A 23,279-nucleotide genomic window follows, 5' to 3' on the forward strand; every position below is an offset into this window, starting at 1 on the left:
CCTCAGTGAACTCACCCAAAATAAAGAATCCTAATCCAGGAGGCATCAATGAGCAACGATTCCCTGATGCTTTATCATGGAACGTAAACTAGAAAAGAGCCGTCGGTATTGCTACCGGCGGTTCTTTGATTGTTGGATGGAGGAGGAGTCTTTTTTATAAGCTTTTATATTTTCAAGTTCTTCAGGTATTGCGAAAGTTCCATGTTCGCGGAGTAGTCCACCGGGCACTCGATGATGCTCGGCACGTCTTGGCGGAAAGCTTCGCGCAAGGTGCTCGGCAAGTCTTCGGTGCGTTCAATGCGGTAGCCCTTCAGATGCAAGGATTCGGCGTACTTGACGTAATCCGGATTCGTGAATTCGACCGCATAGCTGTCGCCATAGCGTTCTTCCTGTTTCCACTTGATGAGGCCGTAGCCGCCATCGGTAAAAATCAGCGTCACGAACGGGATGTGTTCGCGGTAAGCCGTCTCGAGTTCCTGGCTGTTCATCATAAAGCCGCCATCACCTGTGACCGCCAAGACCTTTTTCTTGGGGTTCAAAAGCTTTGCCGCAATCGCGCCAGGCACCGCAATACCCATGGTCGCAAAACCGTTAGAAATAATGCAGGTGTTCGGGTGGTCGCAATTGTACTGGCGGGCAATCCACATCTTGTGCGCACCCACGTCCGAAATCAGGATGTCTTCTTCATCCAGAACGAGGCGGATGTCGTGCAGCACCTTCTGCGGTGTCGGCGGGAAGCTCGTGTCGTGATCGTAACGCGAATGCTCGGCCACCATCATCGCACGGATTTGCATAGCCCATTCCGGTTCCCAGGAGTTTGGACAAACGCTGCAGAGCGCGTCGAGAGATGCGGAGATGTCGCCAATGATTTCTTCGTCGGGCTGATAGAATTTGTTCACATGGTTCGGCGTTTCGTCGATGTGAATAATCATCTTGTCGCCATTCGGGTTCCACTTGGCAGGCGCATATTCCACGACATCATAGCCCACGGCAATCACGAGGTCCGCCTGTTCCATGACAATGTTCGGATAATCCCTTTGCGGTAGTCCGATGCAGCCCATGAAATACTTTTCGCAAGTCGGGATCACACCCTTTGCCATCATGGTGCAGACCACGGGAATCTTGGACGAGGACACAAACGCACGCAATGCCTCGGAAGCGTGGTTACGCACTGCGGAATGGCCCACAAGAACCACCGGGCGCTTTGCATTCGCAAATACCCCTCCCGCCGCAAGAATCGCATCGGTGCTTGCGTACACGGTATTTTCGCGATGGTGCTTCAGCGGAGTTTGAGCGACCTCGCCTTCCACTTCCATAGCGGCAATGTTGCACGGCAAGTCGATGTGGCATGCACCGGGCTTTTCCATTTCGGCATACTTGAACGCAATACGGACAATCTCGTTCACCGTGTCCGGACGAACAACCTGCTTACTGCGCTTGGTAATCGGCGTAAACATGTTCACCAAGTCCAAATATTGATGGCTCGTCAAGTGCATACGCTCTGTACCCACCTGCCCCGTAATGGCAATCAGCGGAGCGCCATCGGAGTTTGCGTCGGCAACGCCCGTAACAAGGTTTGTAGCGCCAGGGCCAAGGGTCGAAAGGCAGACGCCCGCCTTCCCTGTCAAACGGCCGTAGACATCGGCCATAAAAGCGGCACCCTGTTCGTGACGCACCGTAATGAACTTGATGGACGACTTCTTAATCGCTTCCATCAGTTCGAGAGTTTCTTCACCAGGGATTCCAAAAATGTACTTGACGCCTTCACTTTCTAAGGACTTAATCAAAACTTCAGCAGTGTTCATAATTCTAAAGGTCTTTTAAATGTCTCCGCGGAGTGTTTTGCAAAAATCGTGCCAAAATGCGAAATTGCGGTAAAAAACGGGGAAATGCGCCGGTTTTAGGGGGAATTCGGTGAAATGCGGTGAAATGTGTTGAAATGCGGTGAAATGCGCCGCTCCTTTACACAACAAAATCTGTAAAAAATTCAATAAATGTAAAATACGGATTATAAAAATACGCGATTTTAAGCCATATAAGCCTTGGCACATTTTTTGCGACAAAACGAGCATGGAATGTGTAGAGACAGAAGATACTTTTATCCGGTCCATTTCGGCATTGTCGAAAGTGGAATTCGAGCACCGCTGCAGGCGTTTGCATAACGTTCTTGACGAGAACGATCTTTCGTCGAGTATGGGAGGCAACCACAAGGGCACAGACCCCATCCCTCTCGTGATTACGGCCGAAGAATGGAAAACGCTAGAAGCGGGCGTTGCGCAAAGGGCTAGGCTTTTTAACGCGCTCGCGAAAGACGTTTATGGCGAACAAAGTCTTTGGAAAAAAGGCAAGTTGCCCGCCGCGCTGTTGTTTGCGAACCCGGATTTTTTGCAGGTTGTATGGAAAGTGCACCCGGTTGGCGATGTTTTTGTGAACTTGACATCCACCGATGTGGCAAGACTCAAAGACGGAACTTTCGTGGCGGTATCGGACCATTTGCAAGTACCCGATGGATTGGGGCGTGCACTGGAGAACCGCATTGGCGTGAGCCGTGCATTCCCGGAACTTTTCCGCAGCATGCAAACGGAACGATTGGCAGGATTTTTCAAGAAGCTGATGAATGGCCTAGACGCCATGCACAAGAACATAGGAGGTGAAGGTGAAACCAGCAAGGTGGTACTTTTGGCATCGAGTCCGGACAATCCGCGGCGAGCAGAAGACGCCGTAATTGCCCGTTACCTCGGGATCCCACTTGTCGAAAACGATGACCTCGCGATTCGCAATATGCAAGTGTACATGAAGACGCTTATGGGGCTCAAGAAGATTGGGACCATATTCCGCCGAGTGGAAGACGGCATGTGCGACCCGCTGGAATTGCGAATTGACAGCGGCGAAGGAGCTGTTGGCTTAATCAGTTCCGTCCGTGCAGGGAATGTCGCAATAGCAAACTTTCTCGGGACTGGCGTTCTGGAGACGCCCGTATTCAAGCCGTTTTTGCCTGAGATTTGCCGCGAGCTTTTGAGCGAAGAACTGCTGTTGCGCGATGTGGAAACGCTTTGGCTCGGGAATGCAGATGATACGGAACGCGTTTTGGCAGAGCCCGAAAAATGGATTTTCAAGAAAGCTTTCCGCGACGAAGGAAGCTTCAAGGAGGCAGAACCCAAGACTTATGCGACCATGACAACAACGGCACAGCTTGCGTTGTTGCAAGCGGTCGAAAATGCACCCGAGCAATGGGTGGCCGAAAGATCGATGGAGATTTCGACGGTTTACGCTTACCGAGGAGAATTCACGCTGACGGTTTCGCTGATGCGATTCTTTGCGGTGAATACCGCGAACGGAACTTCGGTAATGCCGGGCGGCCTCGGGATTTTGGACAATGGACTTGGAGAAAAAGACATTTGGGTGCTTTCGGAAAATCCTGTGGCGAACTTTTCTTTGCTCGCTCCAGCAAGTCAGGCAATTACGCCGTCGAGAGCTGGAGGCGACCTGCCTAGCCGTGCGGCCGAGAACTTGTTCCGGCTGGGGCGAGCATTGTCGGCTTCGAACATGATGGCCCGTATTGCAAGAGGAATCGCGGTGAGGCTCTCGGACGAATCCTGGATGGACATGCCGGAACTGCCGTGGATACTGAAGGCAGGGCTTACAGACGAATCGCAGTCGAGGCTCGCGCAAGATCCCGAAAACGCACTCCGTTACTTTATTTTGCGCAAAGACAACAAGAACGGCATGCAATGCGTGCTGACGGAAATTCGAGAACTCGGCATGCAGTTGCGAGACCGCATTTCGGAGGATTTATGGCTTTACTTGAACGGATTTGGCATTGCAGAAGTGCCGGCAGGCACAGGTGCGGCAGCGCTGTTGCCATACCTAAAGGAGGTCCTGTCGGACAGCGCTGCAGTGGCCGGGCTAGCGGCAGATTCCATGACACGCGGCCACGAATGGCGCTTTTTGGAACTCGGTCGTGAAATCGAGTGCGCCATCCGCACCTTGCAACTTGTCAAAAGTCTGTTGTACACCGCCCCCACTGACGAGATGACGAACTTGCGCTTGTTGCAAGCGGTTCTTGAAATCGGCGACGGACTCATGACTTACCACCGCCGCTACGGAGGCCGTTTGCAAGTTGTCCCCGTCATCGACTTGCTATTGTCGGACGAATCCAACCCGCGAAGTGTCGCCTACCAGGTGGCAAAACTGCGGAAAGCGGCAAAGCACTTGCCCGGGAATGACCAGAGCGAAGCAACATTCTCGCCACTGGACCGCGAACTGATGCGCGTGCTCGCCGAGCTCCGCCTCGCAAACATTGAACAACTTGCAGAAACAGTTGATAACAAAAGGGAGAACCTCATAAAACTCGTAGAAACACAGATAAATTCTATTGAACGGATTGCCGAAATCGTAAACAGGCTCTACTTAAGCCACGCACCGCGCGCCGATGTTTTCCATGCGACAACTACTGACGTATCGGAGGTTTAAGATGCCCATTTATCAAGTTGATCACGAGACCGTCTACGACTACCGACTCCCCGTTCTTTACAGTAACCACCTCGCCCACATGCTCCCGCGAGAAGTCCGCCGACAAAACTGGATTAGCCACAGCATCGAAGTGGAACCAAACCCGACAATTCGGCAGGAACGCATCGACATTTTCGGGAACAAAGTGTTGGCATTCAGCATCGAGCAGGAACACACGCACTTTAGATTCAAGACAACCGGCATCGTAGATGTTCAGGGAGAAGAACCGCCAAAACAAGGTGAAACAATGAAATGGGAAGATGCCACAAAGCTTTTGGAACGCCCGACAAGCGACGAGACGTTAGACGCCGCGATGTACGCCTACGCCTCCCCTTTCGCCAAGTTTGACGAATCCGTCCGCAATTACGCGCTCGAAAGCTTTGAGCCAGGCCGCCCCATTTTTGATGCCGCCTACGAGCTCATGAAGCGAATCTACACGGATTGCAAGTACACGCCGGGAGCCACAAGAATCGGGGCGCAGCCGCAAGAAATCTTGCGCGGGCGAAAAGGCGTCTGCCAAGACTTTGCGCACTTGATGATAGGCTGCTTGCGTTCACTGCATTTGCCCTGCCGTTACGTGAGCGGCTACCTCCGCACGCACCCCTGCGAAGGGCAACCTAAACTTGTCGGAGCCGACGCGACCCACGCCTGGGTCAGCACCTACATTCCCGGCCACGGCTGGGTAGAACTGGACCCCACCAACAATGTGCTTGGAGGTAACGAGCACATTATACTCGCCTGGGGCAGAGACTTCGGAGATGTGAGCCCGTTAAAGGGAGTCATCACCGGAGGTGGCGAGCATACCTTGAAAGTGTCCGTGAACGTGGACATGAAGGAATAAGTGAGACTACAAGAAACAATGGATCCTATCGTCAAATGCTATTCAAGAAATAATGGTTTCTATCGGCACTCCGTGCCTCCAGAATGACAGGTTCCAGGATGACTGTAAAGGAACATTTAACATAAAAGCATAAGGAAACAAAACATGCGATTTGGAAATTACGATACCGAAGGCTTTTACGATGAGCTTTGCTTACCGGATGGGACTCCCCGCCCGGCCGCAGAGCCGTTGTTTACGAAAATCAACGAGCTTCCCGAAGGAGAACTGCAACGCCGCCAAACCATTGCAGAATCCGCATTTTACGATAACGGAATTACATTCGCGGTTTACGGCAACAAGGACGGCAAGGACAAAATCATCCCCTTTGACGTCATCCCGCGTATTGTAAGCGCAGCCGACTGGAAGCACCTCGAAGCGGGCCTCAAACAGCGTACAGAAGCGCTGAACTGCTTTTTGACGGACATCTACAACGACCGCAAGATTTTGCGTGACAAGGTCGTCCCCGAAAGCCTCATCAACACCTGCACCGCTTACAGAGCGCAGATGGAAGGCTTTGTGCCGCCCAAGGGAATCTGGGCGCACATTACAGGCACGGACCTTGTGCGCGATACCGACGGTACATTCTATGTACTTGAAGACAACATGCGTTGCCCGAGTGGAGTCTCGTACGTGTTGCAGAACCGCCAGATTCTCAAGAGGACCTTCCCGCAGGTATTCTCCAACTGTTCCATTCGCCCCGTAGACGAATACTGCACCCGTCTGCGCCACGCCCTGGAATACTTGGCAGATTCTACAGCATCGCCTAAGGTCGTGGTGTTGACTCCCGGCATCTACAATTCGGCGTACTACGAACATTCCTATTTGGCACAGCAGATGGGCGTGGACCTCGTGACTGGCGATGACCTCGTTGTGCAAGACAAGAAAGTCTACGCACGCACAACGCGCGGCCTCAAGCAGGTTCATGTGATTTACCGCCGTGTCGATGACGAATTCTTGGATCCGAAGGTTTTCCGCCCGGATTCTTGTCTCGGCGTGCCTGGACTGATTGAAGCCTACAAGGCGGGGAACGTAGCGCTTGCGAATGCGCCCGGTTGCGGTGTTGCCGACGACAAGGCGATTTACACCTACGTACCGCAGATTATCAAGTACTACCTCGGCGAAGAGGCGATCATCCCGAACGTGCCGACATTTGTCTGCGAGAACCCGAAGCACATGCAGCATGTGTTGGACCACATCGAAAATATGGTCGTTAAGGCCGCCAGCGAATCCGGAGGCTACGGCATGCTCGTGGGTCCAAAATCTACCAAGGAGGAATGCGAAGCGTTTAAGAGCAAGATCATCGCAAACCCGCGTAACTACATTGCGCAGCCCATGATTTCGCTCAGCCGCGTGCCATGCATTGTCGACGGCGGTTTCGAAGGTCGCCATGTGGATTTGCGCCCCTACATTGTGCAAGGGCGAGAGACTTACATCCTCCCCGGCGGCCTCACTCGTGTGGCGCTCCGCAAGGGTTCCATCGTGGTGAACAGTTCGCAGGGCGGCGGATGCAAGGACACTTGGGTCATCGCCGAAAACGAGAAAGCCCCCGAACTTGGCCAAGCTAAACTTTGGATGGAACAGCAGCAACAACAATAGGAATTTAGAAGTAGGTAGTGTATTATGTTAAGTAGAGTCGCAAATTCCATTTATTGGCTCGCCCGCTATATTGAACGCGCCGAGAACGTCGCGCGAAGCATCGACGTGAACCTCCAACTTCAATTGGACTTGCCTGGCGAAGAACGCCCTTGGGAACCGGTGATTCAAATTGCCGGCAATGCCGATGACTTCTTCAAAAAATACGCGCACGTTTCCATTGAAAACGCGCTCATGTTCCTGACGTTCGATAAGGAAAATCCGAACAGCATCATTTCGTGCGTCGGGGCCGCCCGTGAAAACGCCCGCTGCGTCCGCGAAAGAATTTCTTCGGAACTGTGGATTGCCATCAACCAGTTTTACTTGAAACTAAACGACCCCGAAATGCCGAAGGAAGCGTTGGCAGGTCCACACGCCTTTTACAACAGCGTCAAGGAATTCAGCCAGCTCACCGCAGGCATCATCCAGGGCACGATGAACCACGATGTCGCTTGGAACTTCACGCATCTCGGCACATTGCTCGAACGCGCCGACCAGACTTCGCGTATTTTGGATGTCAAGTACTACATCTTGCTTCCGGATGTGAGCATGGTGGGCATGGCGCTCGATACCGTGCAGTGGAACGCCGTTCTCAAGAGCGTCGGTGCATACGAAATGTTCCATCGTCGCAATTCGAATGTGACACCGCACAACGTCGCGGAATTTCTTCTGCTTTCCGAAGACTTTCCGCGTTCCTTGCGCTACTGCTTGGAAAAAGCGGAGCAGTGCCTTAAGAACATCGCCTACCCTGTCAAGAGCAAGGCGGAATCCATCCGCCTCTTGGGAAAGCTGCGTTCCGACATCGCGTTCACGACCATCGAAGAAATCATCGACGAAGGGCTTCACGAACAAATTGAAAAAGTCCAGATTCGCCTAAACGAACTCGGCAATCAAATCTGGAAAGATTTCTTCTGCTAAAAGCACCTTCACGCCATTTCTTTTGTATATTAAGATTGCATTTACAAAGCGAGCCACCGAGCTCGCTTTTGGAGCTTTTATGAAAACTTGCAGAATTTGTGGCGAAACATCCGAAGCGAAATCATACTTTGCAAAGGAAATGATGTACTTAAACGCAGGGCATTTTGAATACTTTGAATGCCCGCACTGCAAGTGTTTGCAAATCGATAGCGTTCCCGAAAACTTGAGCGAATACTACGGCCCCAATTACTACAGTTACAACAAGCCCGCCGACACCGTCACCCGCGCAAAGACGCAGTACAACAAACGCGTACTCGACGTGGGTTGTGGCGCAGGCGCATTGCTCTGTAGCATGGCGGCAACATCAGGCATCGAGAGCCTTACCGGTTGCGACCCGTTCATCGAGAAAGATATCTCGTACGAAAACGGCGTTCAAATTTTCAAGAAGACAGTCCACGAAATGACGGGCGAATTCGACGTCATCATGCTCAACGATTCGTTCGAACACATGACCGACCCGCACGAGACCATGGACAGCCTCAAGCGCCTTTTGGCAAATGGCGGAACCATCAAGATGACACTCCCCATCTACCCGAACATTGCGTTTGAAAAATACAAAGAGAACTGGTACCAGCTCGACGCCCCGCGCCATATCATTTTGCACTCCATCAACAGCCTAAAACTACTCGCCAACCAGCACGGCTTCAAGATTGTGCAGATGATTTTCGACTCCAACAACTCTGCCATTTTGAGGAGCTACCTGTACACCAAGGGCATCACGTTCTGGAAGCAGGACCCGAAGGAAATTTTCAAGTATTTCACTAAAAGCGAAATCATCGACATCGATAAAAAAATGGCTGAAGCAAATAAGAAAGGTTACGGCGACCACGCCACAGTCTTCTTCATGCATAAGTAATTGACAGAAAAATAACAGCACAAATTAGTCACAAATTCCTTTTTTTTGTGCCATTTCACCCCATTCCCCTAAAAAACTTCTCAACGTTTACAACAGTAAATAAAAAAAACAAATAAAAGCGGTCTATTATATAGAAAACCGCTATATATTCCATTATAGAACGTGTGGGTTTAGTTTTTTCAAGGGATGAGATAATAATGAAAAAACTGTTGGTTTGGTCACTCGCTATTGCGGGTACATGTTTTTATGGGTGTGCAGACGACAATTCGGCTGCATTTGATTCTATTGCGCCTGAAATCGGCGAAGAAGAGTCTTCTACGGAAGAGTCTTCTTCATCTGTCGAGTCTGAAGAATCTTCTTCATCTGCAAAACAAGAAGCGCCCGCTTCGGGCAGCGCGGATTCCAATGCGAATTCTAGCGCGGACAAAGCCGCAAATTCGAGTGCCGACACGAGCGCAGACTCCAACACAGGCGATTCCGAAAGTTCCTCCTCGCCCGCTCCGCTTTCGAGCTCTGCGGTAGCACCGGCAAGCAGTTCGACACCTGCCCAAATTCCGACACTTTCATCGAGCGCTATCGCTATTTCGAGCTCCACCATCTCGACAAGTTTTTCTTCGTCTAGCGGGCTTGCTGAATACGATGACAACCACAAGGCAAAAGCCACATTCCTCCCGAAAGCGGGCTTCTACAGAAGTTTAACGATTGAACCGCTCACACCGCAAAAAGGTGGTGAAATCCGTTGCACATTTGACGGATCTTTCCCGACGGCAACATCCGAACAAATCACAGTGGCAAAGCAAATCACCGAGAACTCGGTTGTACGTTGTTCTGAATTTGTAAACGGAGTCGCCGCAGATACGACAACGCAAACGTATTTCATCAATGAAAGTGTTTCGATGCCGGTGGTAGCCCTCACGGTAAATCACCACGATATGTTCGATTCTACCGATGGTCTCTACGCTACCGGAAACCTCACTGGCGGTGGCATGGGTGGCGGCATGTGGGACTTTGGCGGCGGCGCAAACGTTACCGACAACAACAACCCGAAATGCACCGAGCCTTGCAAGCAGGCGAATTTTTGGAAAGATACAGAGCTCCCCGTCCATGTGGAATACTTCGAAAAAGGAAGTTCCACCACAGAAAAGACTTGGGAAATCGATGCAGGCATTTCGATTATCGGTAATTACAGCCGTTACAAGCCCAAGAAGAGCGTTGCCATCAAGATGGACAACGACAATTACGGCGACAAGACTCTCAAATATTCTTTGTTCAAAACGCGCCCCGAAGCCAAGAAATTCAAGAGCTTCAACTTGCGCAACAACGGAAACCGTTTCTGGACGGACTATGTTGGCGATGCCATGATGACAGCACTCATGGAAGGCACAGAAGTCGATTACCAGCGCAGCCGCCAGGTCGTCGTGTTCTACAACGGCGAATACTTCGGCATCCACGATATGCGCGAACGCTTGAACAGGAGCTATGTCGAAACGAATTACGGCATTGATTCCAAGTCCATCAACATGATTAAAATCACCGGTTCCAGCTACGAAGCTAGCGGTACAAACGGCGCATCGACGGAAGATTACAAACAACTTGTAAATAGCATTTCTAGCGCCAATTTTGCAGGCGAAAACAACGCACAGTACGAACAGATTAAGAGCAAAATCAACGTCAACAGTTTTGCGCAATACATGTTCGCCGAAATGTACTACCACAATGGCGACTGGCCGAACAACAACGTGCGCGCCTGGGGCGGTAACGGCCATCCGTTCAAGTTTGTCGCATTCGATACCGACCACGGCTTTGGATTCACGCCGGGCATCAGCGGCTTTGACGAAGAAAATGAAAACATGTTCACCTGGGTGCTTGGCGCAAAGCAGACGAGCAATCAGGGCGGAAACAATGGTGGCATGTGGGGCGGCTTCGGCGGAGGCTTTGGAGGCGGTTTTGGCGGAACTTCTGTTGACAGCAGGGCTCCGGGCGGAATGCTCAAGAAACTCCTCGAAAATCCGGACTTCAAGCGACTCTTCATCAACAACGCTTGCATTCTCCTCAACAGCTACTTGACCTACGAAAAGGTACAGAGCACGGTCCAGTCTATGATGGCAACGATTCCGTCTTCGGAACAGCAGCGCGACGAACAGCGTTGGCCGCGCAACCAGAGTAACTTTAAATGGGATCCGACCGGTAACACGCTTATCGCTTTCGCCAAGAATCGCGGCGAAAAGCTCAAACAAGAAATGGTCGAACGCTTTGACCTCGAAAACGAAGTCTCTGTGACCATCGGCGCAAGCGGAAACGGTTCTGTTCAGGTTGACGGCATGAAGCTCCCAAGCAACAACTACCAGTGCAAATTCTTCACGAACAACGAATTGCAATTGACGGCAGTCGCTAGCGCAGGCGCGGTATTCACGGGATGGTCCGACGGTTCGACCGAAAACCCGCACAAGGTTACGCCGACAGCGGGTATGACCATCACGGCGCAGTTCAGATAAACACTTTTTATTCTAGTCTCCTTTCCCCGCGGATAACGCGGGGATTTTTTATATTGGGACTATGTCCAGAGCAGCCAAAAGACGCAGAAAACTCATGATGATGGAGAGCCAAATGATGGAGAATCAACCTCTCCCACCCTCCAATGTCAAGCTGACAAGTTCTACTAAAAAGCTGTCACCAAGAAATAAGATTCTAATTATTTTATTCGTACTAGAAGTATGTTTCACTGCAATATTTTTCCTTCTAAGAGCAAAAACACATTCGTTTGATCTCGGCTATATCATCGACGATACTTTTTTGAACAAACTCGCCGAACGTGAGCTATACAGAACATTGCTTAGAATTTCATTAGCGTTCTTTATAAGCTTTGGTTTGGGCATTATTTTACATATCTTTAAAGTCTTGCCTCCAAGAAAAGACAACAAAGAACCATCTACAAAAAATTTTATTACTGAATTCATCCTTCTGCTAATACTCGCCATTGGCGTTTCAATTTCAGAAGTTATCGAGCTTCCTGCAAGGTTCACAAAAAAGCCAATACTCAAAAAAGAAATCCTTATTAATAAAGATACCTGGACAACGAAATCAGGGATGCATTACGACCTTATATTCAGTAGCAAATCGAGCATAACGGTTAGCAAGCGCACTTATTTAGCAATGGATATCGGAACTGAATATTATACAGTTTATCAAGGGTCGTTTCTTATTGATTTTTTCCCGATGGATAAATATTTTTTGAGAAAGTAATAAAGAAACGAGACAAATACAATCAATACAGTTATATCATTTGGTGAAGTAAAAAGTAATATTATAAAGGGGTTGAATAGTTATATTAGGGACATCCCCCAAACAACAAAATCTACGTAGCTATTGGCTGCGTAGATTTTTTTTATGCTGAAATGCGCGGGATGCTAGGGTAGCCAGATGGGCTGCGCTCTGTCATTTCAGCCTCATCACTGTCATTCCCGCCTCCGAGCGGGAATCTCCCTTGAAATCGGGGCAGCCAGATTGCTCTCGCCCCTATTCGGCTACGCCGATGCTTACGCATCGCGGGGTAGCCAGATTGGCTGCGCTGGCTTCCCGATTGAGCATCGGGGTAGCCAGATTGCCAAAACACTCATTTCATTTCGTGTTTTGCCCTCCGGGCTTGCTTGAGCTACGCTCAAGTCAAGGCTTAAAACCGGCTGTGTTCGCTACGCTCTCGCCGGTTTTAATCGAACTGACTTCGTCAGTTCTCACTTGGCTCCGTTGATATATGCAAAACGACCCCACAAGGGGGTCGTTTTGCATATCGGGGTAGCCAGATTCGAACTGACGACATTCTGCTCCCAAAGCAGACGCTCTACCAGGCTGAGCTACACCCCGAAGTGCTCCAAATATAGCAAAGATTAGTGCGGAATTTGCTTGAAAACGCTAAAAATTTTCATCTATAACAAATTTTTTCATAAAAAAAGCACTTTTGTGCACTGAAAATATTGACAATTGCCCAGTTGTGCATTATATTTATATTGTATAAATTCCAGCACCCTTTATGACGAGAGGCATACCATGGAAATCAATAACGAAAAACGCAAAGAAATGACGGCAAGGCAAGAAGAAATCTACGAATACATCAAGAAGTATTCCAAGGAAAACCACATGCCGCCAACCGTTCGCGAAATCGGTAACCACTTCGACATTTCTTCTACGAACGGCGTGCGTTCTATCCTCGCCGCCCTCATCAAGAAAGGCTACATCAACCGCTCTCCGCGCCTCAGCCGCGGCATCGAAATCTTGAGCGACGACAAAGAATCCAACAAGGAAGTTGCAAGCAACACCATAGAAATTCCTATTGTCGGCCGCGTTGCCGCTGGTACACCGATTCTCGCCGTGCAGAACCTCGAAGGCACCGTCACCATCGACAGAGACTTCCTCGCCTGCCGTAGCGATGTGTTTGCTCTCCGCGTCAAGGGCGATTCCATGATCAACGCAGGCATTTTCGATGGCGACTTGATTTTCGCTCGTCAGCAAAAGACGGCCGACCTCGGCGAAATCGTCGTTGCACAAATCGACAACGAAGCAACGGTCAAGTACTACCACCCGAGCGCAGACCATGTGGAACTCCGCCCGGCAAACCCGAAGTACAAGCCGATTATTGTGAACAACAGAAAAGACTTCTCGATTGCAGGCCGCGTCATCGGCGTCATGAGAAAAGTCAATTAATTTATTTTCAAGACAAAACAAAAAACCGAGGTTCAACGCCTCGGCTTTTTTTCAATTTAATGGATCCTATCGCTTCGCTCCAGGATGACATTATTAGTCGCTCCAGGATGACATTATTCGTCGGTCGAGGATGACAATTTCATCGACAAATTAATCGTCGAAATCGGCGAGTTCTTCTTCAGCTTCCTTGAGGTCTGCTGCGTCCGGTCCTTCGATATCATCGTCCTCCACTTCGTCCAGAGAGTCACCCCCCATGGCGCCCAGCTGGTATTCCACCTTGCGGGCTTCCTTGGACTGACCCAAGTGCAAAATAGCGGCACATTCTTCGCAGTAACCGAGGTGCTTGTCGACCCAGAATTCCGGAGAAACAAGATTCTTGTTGCAGCGCGTGCAAATCTGCGTTGCGGCTTCACGCGTGAAGGCGGCGTTCTGTTCTTCGAGTTCCTTCAAAATGCGTTCCGTCAATTCTTCCTGTGTTTCTTCAGCAAGAGAAATCTTGTGGCGTATTGCAGAAGTCGGCTTCTTTTCGAGGTTCTTCATTTCAGAAGTCACCTTCTTCTTGTTGGCGCGTTCTTCCTGCTCGTCAATTTCGACAAACATAATGAACTTGCAAGGCTTCTTGCCGCCTTCAAGCAAAACAGCATACGGATAATCAGACTTCACGGTAGACTTTTTCGATTCAGATTTTTCAACGACTTCGACTTTTTCGGCAGGCTTTTCAGCGGCCTTTTCAACAACCTTTTCAGGAGCCTTGGCGGCAACTTCCTTGGCCGGTTCCTTTACAGCCTTCTTTTCGACTTCCTTTTCAACTTCTTTTTCGGAAGCCTTTTTTGCAGGAGCCTTGGCCACGACTGCCGGTTCAACCTTCTTAGCCGGAGTGGGCTTCTTGGCCTGTACCGGAGCGGCCTTTACGGACTTGGCTGGTTCCTTCTTTGCTGGTTCTTCTTTTTTGGCGACAGGCTTCTTAGCCGGAGCGGGCTTTGCAGCTGCCTTAGCAGGAGCGACCTTCTTTGCAGGTGCCGGAGCAACCTTTGCAGCAGGCTTCTTGGCCGGAGCGGGCTTTGCTGCAGCCTTGGCAGGAGCGGCCTTCTTTGCAGGTGCCGGAGCAGCCTTTGCGGCGGGCTTTTTGGCCGGTGCCGGTTTTGCAGATTTCTTTTCAGAAGTACTAGCCTTTGCAGGCGCCTTAGATGTCGTTTTTTTGGAACTCATATTTACTTCTTTTCCACAATTTTAATGTTCAAAATCGGATCGTTCGGGTCGATGCGGCACACGACGTCGTGTCCTTCGATGACCTTGCCAAACACCGTATGCTTGCCATCCAAGTGCGGTTGCGGAAGGTGCGTAATGAAGAACTGCGAGCCACCCGTATTCGGGCCTCTGTTCGCCATAGAAATCACGCCCGTCTCATGCTTGAGGTCGTTCGGCTCGTCATCGATGGTGTAACCGGGACCACCTGTTCCATCGCCATTCGGGTCGCCACCCTGGATCATGAAGCCGGGGATAACGCGATGAAAGAGAAGTCCATTGTAGAACCCAGAATTTGCGAGCTCGACAAAGTTCGCAACCGTATTCGGGGCAGCCTTGAAGTTCAAGTCCACAACGATTTTCCCCTCGTGGGTGTTTATCTCGGCAAGAATCTGGGTCGTTCCCGTGTAATCCTTGTTAAAAACTTTTCCTGCGGCAAAGACGTTTGCGGCAAGGCAGAAGGCACTGCAAAAAATAAGCTTTTTAAACAAATCGTAACTTCCGTAGTTATATCGTTCTCAAAGAATATATCGTTCCTAAAGAACAAATTGTTCACCTAGAATATAGTTTTTTTTTAAAGGGTTCACAGCGAATACCAATAAACAGGCACAAGATTTCTATATTTACGCAAAAACTCTTCAACATCTTAATATGCCGCAAAACAACAATATCCGCAATTTCAGCATTATCGCCCACATCGATCACGGCAAATCCACCTTGGCCGACAGAATGATTGAACTGACCAAGACCGTTTCCAAGAACGAAATGATGAACCAGCTCCTGGACGACATGGACCTGGAACGCGAACGCGGCATTACGATCAAGGCTCACGCCATCCGCATGGTCTACGAAAAAGACGGTGAAGAATACATTTTGAACATGATCGACACCCCGGGGCACGTGGACTTCACTTACGAAGTCAGCCGTTCCCTCGCCGCTTGCGAAGGAGCCATCCTCGTCGTGGATGCAAGCCAGGGCATCGAAGCCCAGACGCTTTCGAACCTCTACCTTGCGATTGAAAACGACCTGACCATCATCCCGGTTTTGAACAAAGTAGACCTTCCGGGTGCACAGCCCGATCACGTGGCACAGCTCGTCGGTGACTTGCTCGGTTACGATCCGGACAAGATTCCTCGCATTTCGGCCAAGACCGGCCTCAACGTGGAACAGGTGCTCGACAAGATTGTCGACGAAATCCCGGCCCCGAAGGGTGATGCAGGCAAGCCGCTCAAGGCCCTCATTTTTGACTCCGTTTACGATTCTTACCGCGGCGTGATCAACTACATCCGCATTGTCGAAGGCACGCTCAAGGCGGGCATGAAAATCCGCATGATGAAGACGGGCGGTGAATACGTGGTGACCGAAGTCGGTACGTTCAGCATGCGCCGCGACCCGCGCCCGGAACTCACCGAAGGCATGGTCGGTTACGTGCTCGCGAACGTCAAGACGATTAGCGATGTGAAAATCGGTGACACGCTTACCGATGCCGCCAATCCGGCAGAAGAACCGCTCCCGGGCTACAAGGACGTGCTCCCGATGATTTACTCGGGTATCTACCCCATCGATCCGGAAGACTACAAGGATTTGCGCGAAGCCCTCGAAAAGCTCCGCCTCAACGACTCCGCCCTTTGCTGGGAACCGGAAACTTCCGAAGCGCTCGGCTTTGGTTTCCGCACGGGCTTCCTCGGACTTTTGCACATGGAAATCGTGCAGGAACGCCTGGACCGCGAATTCAACGTGGACATCATCACGACCGTGCCGAACGTGGAATACCACGTTTACATGAGCGACGGCTCCATGGTGAAAATCGAAAGCCCGTCCAAGCTCCCCGACGCTAGCCGCTACGACTACATCGAAGAGCCGTACGTGAAGGCACAGATTTTTACGCCTAAGGAATACGTGGGCGCCATGATGACGCTTTGCGAAGAAAAGCGCGGCACGTTCGAAACGATGGAATACATCGACGAGACGAAGGTCATTCTCAAGTACGACCTTCCGCTTGCCGAAATCATGTTCGACTTCTACGACCGTCTCAAATCCCTGAGCCGCGGTTATGCCGGCCTCGACTACACACCGAGCGAATACAAGCGCAACAACCTCGTCAAACTCGACATTCTCTTGAATGGCGACCCGGTCGACGCCTTCTCCGTGATTATCCACCGCGACAAGGCCAACACCTACGCTAACGCCATCTGCGTCAAACTCAAGGACCTCATTCCGCGCCAGCAGTTCGACGTCGCCATCCAGGGCGCTATCGGCGGAAAGATTATCAGCCGCTCTACCGTGAAGGCCGTGCGTAAGGACGTGCTTGCCAAATGCTACGGCGGTGACATCACCCGTAAGCGTAAGCTCCTCGAAAAGCAGAAGGAAGGTAAGAAGCGCATGAAGAGCATCGGCTCTGTGGAAGTGCCGCAGAAGGCATTCCTTGCGGTGCTCTCGCTCAGCGACGATTCTACCGGCGGCAACGATTAATTGTAGTTTATAGGCAATGTCAGCACTCGATCGTAAAGTCAGGTCATTACAACGGCGCCATTCCAGGACGCATGTGTTTTTCCTCGTCTTTATATTGGGTGTTGTGCTAGCCATCATGATTGGCGTCCGCTATTACGTGCTCGAACCGGTGCGCATGCAGGACAACTCGCTCCACCCCAGATTCAAGAAGAACAGCATCCTTTGGATGTGCAAGCTCCCCCGCTGCACCGAAAGCATTGTAGATGGGGACTTTGTCTGGGGCATCATGCGCAACCAGGACAACATGGTTCGCAGGGTTCTCGGCGTCCCGGGCGATTCCATCACGATTACAAACAACGGAAAGGTCTACACGCAGCACCGCAATTTCAAGTGGAACGGCGAAGACGCCTTTATCGAGACCCGCAGCTTTTATGTACCGCGCAAGGGCGACACGCTCCATTTCGACAAGCTTAACGATGTGGAACAGGACTACCTGATTTCGCTCATGCACGAACAGAACGAAAAGTTCTACGTCAAGTCGAGCCTCTGGCAAGGCAAGCGCGAAATGCCTCTGGAACGCATCGGCTCTACAAAGCTCGGGAACCGCCTTGTGAGCTTGCAAGAAATCGACTACATGCCCTGGCAGGACAGATTCCTGGTCGAGCTCCAGATTTTCCTTGCAGAGCCGGGCAACACGCCTATCCACATCAAGCGTGAACTTTACAGCGCGAAGGATTCCTCTAAAATTTCTTATTACGTTGTTCCGGAAGACTGCTACTACCTGATTTGCGAAAAGTCAAATCACTGCGCCGACTCTAGAGAAATCGGTTACTTTACCAAGAATCGACTCCTCGGGCGCGCCAACAAGGCTGCAAACAAGATTCAAAAGCAAATTGACGACCGCATTTCCCGCGCCCAGAACGCCATAAAAAAGCTTTTGAAAGGGACACTGCAAAAAGCAGACAAAAAGCCATCCAAGAAGCCCCAACGGGGCAGATCCAAAAAAGAAACTACCAAAACTTAAAGTTTCGGAGTTTCCATAAAGCAGCCAAACGCAATAGACACAATAATTTTATCCATTTTACCCGTCGTTTTTGCTCCATTTACCACACATCCATAACAAAAACACACCAACGTGGCATAATTTAAAAATCTAGTTCTTGAAAAACGGACGGGAGCTTGATTTGGCAAACTACCGTTTGCAAAATCACAAAAAAGAAAGGTTTGCGAAAGAAACCAGCCTACAGACAAAAAAAGCCCCCGGCTTTTGACCGGAGACTTTTTTAATGTTTTTCGCAATTAGCATTTAGCCATTGGAAAAGGAGGGTCTTAGGGAGGGCGAAGCCTTCCCTAGTCTAAAAGCGAGGACTTACGTTAAGTAAGCCCGAGCAATTAAACCGCACCCTGCCACTTCATGGCATCGGCAACCTTGAGGAAGCCGGCGATGTTTGCACCCATCACGAGGTTGCCCTTCTGGCCGTACTTGACAGCAGCAGAGGAAGCAGCGGCGTAGATGCTCTTCATGATGCCTTCGAGCTTCTTGTCCACTTCTTCGAAGGTCCAGGAGAGACGTTCGGAGTTCTGAGACATTTCGAGGCCGGAGGTAGCAACGCCACCAGCGTTAGCAGCCTTAGCCGGTCCAAAGAGAACGCCAGCCTTCTGGAAAGCTTCGATAGCTTCCGGAGTAGACGGCATGTTAGCACCTTCAGCAACAGCCTTCACGCCGTTAGCGATAAGAGCCTTTGCACCTTCGAGGTCGAGTTCGTTCTGAGTTGCGCACGGAAGAGCGATGTCGCACTTGACCGTCCAAACACCCTTAGAACCTTCGTGGTATTCAGAACCCGGAACGAGCTTGGCGTATTCGCTAATGCGGGCACGCTTCACGTTCTTGAGTTCGAGAACGACGTCGAGGTTGATGCCGTTCGGGTCGTAGATGTAGCCGTTGGAGTCGGACATGGTCACAACCTTAGCGCCGAGCTGCGTTGCCTTCTGGCAAGCGAACTGAGCAACGTTACCAGAACCAGAAATCACGACGGTCTTGCCCTGGAAGGAGTCGTTAGCGAGGTCCTTGAGCATTTCGCGAGTGAAGTAGCAGAGGCCGTAACCGGTAGCTTCGGTACGAGCGAGAGAACCACCGTAGGAGAGGCCCTTACCCGTGAGAACGCCCACAAATTCGTTGCGGATGCGCTTGTACTGACCGAACATGTAACCGATTTCGCGAGCGCCAGTACCCTGGTCACCAGCCGGAACGTCCGTGTCAGCACCAACGTGCTTGCAGAGTTCAGTCATGAAAGACTGGCAGAAACGCATGACTTCGTTGTCGCTCTTGCCCTTAGGATCGAAGTCGGAACCGCCCTTGCCACCACCCATCGGGAGCGTGGTCAAGCTGTTCTTGAAGATCTGTTCGAAGCCGAGGAACTTGAGCATGGAAAGCGTCACTTCGTTACGGAGACGGATACCGCCCTTGTACGGGCCGATAGCAGAGTTGAACTGAACACGGTAGCCACGGTTGACCTGAACGTTACCCTTGTCATCGAGCCAAGGTACGCGGAAGGTAATCACGCGTTCCGGTTCGACGAGGCGGTCGATCACGCCGTTAGTTTCCCAAGACTTGTCCTGTTCGAGGACCGGGTCGAGGGATTCGAGGAATTCACGGACAGCCTGGTGGAAGAGGGCCTGATCCGGATCGCGTGCGACGACCTTTTCATAAACCTTCTGAAGGTAAGCATTCTTAATTGCCATTTTTTGTATCTCCGTTGAGAATTAGATTGTTAGTGTTTTAACGGTTGTAAAGATAGTAAAGGGTGTTAGGAAAAAGTGAAAAAGGAGTAAAAATCTTCAATTTCTTACATTTTTGTAAGTTAGTTTTTCAGCAGTTTTACCGATTGCTTTTTTTCGCTAAAAATCGAGGGTCAAGAGAGCAAACACTTACATTTTTGTAAGTTGCAACATCTCCTAAAAGTTTGTAAGGAAAATTTTACATTCAATGCAATGTTTTTTCTTTTTACGAGAAGGCGGTGCCCGCTCGGAGGCGGGCATGACATAGCAAAAAAGTCCGCGCGGAGGCGGACATGACAAGGTAAAAAATAATGGATCCTATCGCTGCGCTCCAGGATGACAGCAAAAAAATTGCCCGGCACGGTGGCCGGGGTGACAATGTGAAACTAGATTTCCATGAAGGCTTTGAGGTCGCCCATGCGGCGCTTGGCGTATTCAAGCCCCATGTTGTAGGATTCGTCGAGCTCGTTACGATCCGTTGCAAAGAGGTCGCAGACTTCTTTTTCCGGGCGGAAAATCAAGAGCTTGCCTGATTTTTCGAGCTTTTCCATCTCAGCAAACATCTTCTCGTAACGCTTGTAACGCAACATGAGCGCACGGAAGAAATCCGGATACTTGCGCTTGAACATCGGATTCAAAATCACGCGATACTTGCGGAAGTCCGTCACGATTTCGCCAGGGTAATGCGTCGAAACTACAACGACCTTGTCGCAGCCCTTCTCGAATGCACGCTGGTACGGAATCGGAGAGGTCACGCAGCCGTCTGCATAATGCTTGCCGTCAATCTGCGCAATCGGGAATAACATCGGGAGGGCACTGCTCGCGTTCACGATATCGAGCAAACGCTTTTCGCTCATGTATTCCTGGAAGAATTCCGAGCGACCCGTTTCGAGGCACGTCAGGCCAAATTCGCATTCCACGCCCGAACCAAAGAACAGGTGGAAATCGAACGGCATATCGCCATACGCAGCATTGTAATGGAGCGCATAGCATTCCTTCTGGATTCCATCAAAAATGCGGTGAGCCTTATCCCTACCCTGCTGGATTTTGGTCGGCTGGATAATGTAGCGGAAACGGCCGCGCTGGCGCGTGACAAAGTTCATGGCCGCATGGCAACCGGCGCTTACGCCCGAAATATACGGGAAATAAACACCTTCATCGAGCCAAGCGTCCAATACGCCTGCCGAGAAAATCGTCTGACGCGAACCGCCTTCTAGAGCCAAGCCAATCTTCATTACTTGCTCTCCTCAGGCAAAACTTCAGCAGGAGTTTCGGCGGCAACAGGGAGAATAGCCCCCGTCTGGCCCAAAGCGCGCTGCTTGAGTTCCCAGACCTTCTGGCGGAAATATTCGCTGCGTTCTGCAAGATGCTTGGAAGACGGAATTCCCTTGACGCGTTCAATCTTTTCGGGTTCGTCCACCACAATCTGCGTGCGGTGACCCATCTTGTAAATGCCGTCAATGCCGACAGAAAGGACCGGATAACCCGTACTGCGAGCGAGGAATGCAAAACCCGTCTTGAACTCGTTCAAGAGGCCATCGTAACGGCACTTGCCTTCCGGGAAAATAATGACGGAATTGCCCTTTTCAAGTTCCTTCTTGGCAAGGAGCGCCCATTCGGTATCGAGGTTAAAGCGGTCGCAAGGAATCACGTTCTTGAAACGCTTCAAGGCCCAGCTGAAATGCGGGTCTTCGACCTGGTCCTTAGCCACAACGATACTGCGCTTATGGAAGAACAGAGACTGCACCATCAAGGGATCGAGCATGCTCGTGTGGTTAGCAATAATAATCATCGGTTCCTTAAGGTCAGTCGACTTGACAGACCCTAAGAACGTCATCTTGGGACGATAAACGACTAACAAGTAAGTGCGCACCCCGTAAACAACGAGGAAGAGCACAAACTTCCAGAACAAACCAGCAATTATATTTTTCGCTTTCTCAATCATCCGCAAACGTATTTTTCTATTTGGAGATTCCGTCCCGGAACAAGTCCGGGATGACAGGCCGGAATGACAGATCGTCATAGTTCAGCACACTAGGCCGGAATGACACAAAGGACAATTAATTTATTTGCCCAAGGATTCCTTGGGGATGCTCGTAAACGTCAACGAGCCCTTGGCGTGGACATTGCCGTTCACCTTGACAACGCAGTCAAAGCCGACGATGACTCCACCACCCTTCGTCTTGTTGACGGAGATTTCGAGCTGGTCGCCCGGAATCACAGGCTTCACGAACTTGAAACCGTCAATCTTCAAAAGAACGTACAAGTTCTTTTCGAGGTCTTCGGCCGGCTTCTCGATAACGAGCGAGCAGAGCTGGGCGCAGGCTTCGCAAATGAGGACGCCCGGCATAATCGGGGTGCCCGGGAAGTGGCCCATGAAGTACGGTTCGTTTACAGAGACATTCTTGATGCCCGTTGCAGATTCGTTCGGAACGAGTTCCGTGACCTTTTCGATCATCTGGAACGGCGGACGCTGGGCAATCTTTTCGCTGATCTGGTAAATGTTCATCACAGGGAAAGGCCTCCATCCAAAACGATGACCTGACCCGTCACATAGGCGAACTGGTCAGAAGCGAGAGCAGAAACGACGTTTGCGACTTCGTCAGCAGAGGCAAAGCGCTTGAGCGGCACCTTTTCGAGGTAGCCCTTGCGGGTTTCTTCCGGGATGGCTTCGATCATTTCTGTAGCGACAAAGCCCGGAGCGACTGCGTTCACGCGGATGCCGTAACCGCCAAGTTCCTTGGCGAGCGTCTGCGTAAAGGAGTTCACGGCGCCCTTCGTAGCGCTGTAAACAGCCTGGCCTGCGAGAGCGAACTTGGAAGAAACAGAAGACATGTTGATGATAACGCCAGACTTCTGCTTGTACATCTTGACAGCGACCTGCTGTGCGCAGTAGAAGTAGCCCTTCACGTTCAAGTCAAAGCACTTGTCGAGCGTATCCGGGTTCATCATCAAAAGATATTCGTCACGGACGATACCGGCGTTGTTCACGAGCACGTCGATACGGCCATAAGCCTTGAACACATCGCGCACCATCTGCTTGACTTCGGCAAGAACAGCGACGTTAGCCTTGTAGACCATGCCATCGCCACCTTCAGCCTTAATTTGTTCAAGCGTCTGGAGTGCAGCTTCATCAGAGCTGGAGTAGTTTACGACGACTGTGTAGCCGTCACGAGCGAGGCGGAGGGCACAAGCCTTGCCAATCCCCTTAGAAGAACCAGTAACGATTGCAACTTTCATTATAAATTC

Annotated in this window: 19 protein-coding genes and 1 tRNA gene; 10 read left to right on the forward strand and 10 right to left on the reverse strand. The window is 50.7% G+C overall.

Annotation, left to right across the window (positions count from 1 at the left end):
• Positions 1–164: 164 nt before the first annotated feature.
• Positions 165–1,805, reverse strand: a complete 1,641-nt coding sequence (locus B7982_RS01850) for an acetolactate synthase large subunit (RefSeq protein WP_015732429.1) — start codon at positions 1,803–1,805, stop codon at positions 165–167.
• Between the two features lie 265 nt (positions 1,806–2,070).
• Here B7982_RS01850 and B7982_RS01855 point away from each other — a divergent pair, with 265 nt between their 5' ends.
• The 7 genes from B7982_RS01855 (at position 2,071) to B7982_RS01885 (ending at position 12,101) form a co-directional block, all read left to right on the forward strand.
• Entirely contained in the window at positions 2,071–4,473 is a 2,403-nt protein-coding gene (locus B7982_RS01855) for a circularly permuted type 2 ATP-grasp protein (RefSeq protein WP_088659304.1), read from the forward strand.
• A gap of 1 nt (position 4,474) precedes the next feature.
• On the forward strand, positions 4,475–5,353 hold the full coding sequence (locus tag B7982_RS01860) for a transglutaminase family protein (RefSeq protein WP_088659305.1): 879 nt from the start codon (positions 4,475–4,477) through the stop codon (positions 5,351–5,353).
• Positions 5,354–5,497: 144 nt separating this feature from the next.
• Entirely contained in the window at positions 5,498–6,988 is a 1,491-nt protein-coding gene (locus B7982_RS01865) for a circularly permuted type 2 ATP-grasp protein (protein WP_088659306.1), read from the forward strand.
• A 24-nt stretch (positions 6,989–7,012) separates the two neighbouring features.
• A complete protein-coding gene (locus tag B7982_RS01870) occupies positions 7,013–7,942 on the forward strand; it encodes an alpha-E domain-containing protein (RefSeq protein WP_085490501.1) in 930 nt (309 codons plus the stop codon).
• A gap of 79 nt (positions 7,943–8,021) precedes the next feature.
• Entirely contained in the window at positions 8,022–8,858 is an 837-nt protein-coding gene (locus B7982_RS01875; RefSeq protein ID WP_088659307.1) for a class I SAM-dependent methyltransferase, read from the forward strand.
• Between the two features lie 197 nt (positions 8,859–9,055).
• On the forward strand, positions 9,056–11,353 hold the full coding sequence (locus tag B7982_RS01880; RefSeq protein ID WP_088659308.1) for a CotH kinase family protein: 2,298 nt from the start codon (positions 9,056–9,058) through the stop codon (positions 11,351–11,353).
• Between the two features lie 61 nt (positions 11,354–11,414).
• Entirely contained in the window at positions 11,415–12,101 is a 687-nt protein-coding gene (locus tag B7982_RS01885; RefSeq protein ID WP_088659309.1) for a hypothetical protein, read from the forward strand.
• A 544-nt stretch (positions 12,102–12,645) separates the two neighbouring features.
• Here the strand turns inward: B7982_RS01885 and B7982_RS01890 are convergent.
• A tRNA-Pro gene (locus B7982_RS01890) sits at positions 12,646–12,719 on the reverse strand.
• 183 nt (positions 12,720–12,902) lie between these two features.
• Between B7982_RS01890 and lexA the strand changes: the two genes are divergently transcribed.
• Positions 12,903–13,556 (forward strand): transcriptional repressor LexA, encoded by a 654-nt coding sequence (gene lexA / locus B7982_RS01895; RefSeq protein ID WP_088659310.1) that lies wholly within the window; start codon positions 12,903–12,905, stop codon positions 13,554–13,556.
• Positions 13,557–13,706: 150 nt separating this feature from the next.
• Here lexA and B7982_RS14990 read toward each other — a convergent pair whose 3' ends face one another.
• Entirely contained in the window at positions 13,707–14,765 is a 1,059-nt protein-coding gene (locus B7982_RS14990) for a hypothetical protein (protein ID WP_198953173.1), read from the reverse strand.
• A 2-nt stretch (positions 14,766–14,767) separates the two neighbouring features.
• Positions 14,768–15,193 carry a peptidylprolyl isomerase gene (locus B7982_RS01905; protein ID WP_181369061.1) on the reverse strand — a complete coding sequence of 142 codons (426 nt, stop codon included), beginning with the start codon at positions 15,191–15,193 and terminating at the stop codon, positions 14,768–14,770.
• Positions 15,194–15,452: 259 nt separating this feature from the next.
• Between B7982_RS01905 and lepA the strand changes: the two genes are divergently transcribed.
• Positions 15,453–17,273, forward strand: a complete 1,821-nt coding sequence (gene lepA / locus B7982_RS01910) for a translation elongation factor 4 (protein WP_088629084.1) — start codon at positions 15,453–15,455, stop codon at positions 17,271–17,273.
• A gap of 94 nt (positions 17,274–17,367) precedes the next feature.
• Positions 17,368–18,276 carry a S26 family signal peptidase gene (locus B7982_RS01915; RefSeq protein ID WP_369833039.1) on the forward strand — a complete coding sequence of 303 codons (909 nt, stop codon included), beginning with the start codon at positions 17,368–17,370 and terminating at the stop codon, positions 18,274–18,276.
• Here B7982_RS01915 and B7982_RS14845 read toward each other — a convergent pair.
• The 6 genes from B7982_RS14845 to B7982_RS01940 form a co-directional block, all read right to left on the reverse strand.
• Entirely contained in the window at positions 18,273–18,551 is a 279-nt protein-coding gene (locus tag B7982_RS14845) for a hypothetical protein (protein WP_158212949.1), read from the reverse strand. The genes B7982_RS01915 and B7982_RS14845 overlap by 4 nt on opposite strands.
• Positions 18,552–18,644: 93 nt before the next feature.
• Positions 18,645–19,994: an NADP-specific glutamate dehydrogenase gene (gene gdhA / locus B7982_RS01920; protein ID WP_088659313.1), complete on the reverse strand. Its 1,350-nt coding sequence runs from the start codon at positions 19,992–19,994 to the stop codon at positions 18,645–18,647.
• A gap of 422 nt (positions 19,995–20,416) precedes the next feature.
• Positions 20,417–21,265, reverse strand: a complete 849-nt coding sequence (locus tag B7982_RS01925) for a patatin family protein (protein ID WP_014544926.1) — start codon at positions 21,263–21,265, stop codon at positions 20,417–20,419.
• On the reverse strand, positions 21,265–21,942 hold the full coding sequence (locus B7982_RS01930; protein ID WP_233138316.1) for a lysophospholipid acyltransferase family protein: 678 nt from the start codon (positions 21,940–21,942) through the stop codon (positions 21,265–21,267). Before B7982_RS01930 ends, B7982_RS01925 begins: the two co-directional genes overlap by 1 nt.
• 153 nt (positions 21,943–22,095) lie before the next feature.
• The gene (fabZ, locus tag B7982_RS01935) at positions 22,096–22,539 is read right to left on the reverse strand and encodes a 3-hydroxyacyl-ACP dehydratase FabZ (RefSeq protein WP_015732419.1); all 444 of its coding nucleotides are present in this window, start codon (positions 22,537–22,539) and stop codon (positions 22,096–22,098) included.
• Complete coding sequence (locus B7982_RS01940; RefSeq protein WP_014544923.1) at positions 22,539–23,270, reverse strand: SDR family NAD(P)-dependent oxidoreductase; 732 nt, start codon at positions 23,268–23,270, stop codon at positions 22,539–22,541. The genes fabZ and B7982_RS01940 overlap by 1 nt, the downstream gene beginning before the upstream one ends.
• Between the last annotated feature and the right edge of the window lie 9 nt (positions 23,271–23,279).

Source organism: Fibrobacter sp. UWB2 (assembly GCF_002210425.1).
GTDB classification, from domain to species: Bacteria; Fibrobacterota; Fibrobacteria; order Fibrobacterales; family Fibrobacteraceae; genus Fibrobacter; species Fibrobacter elongatus.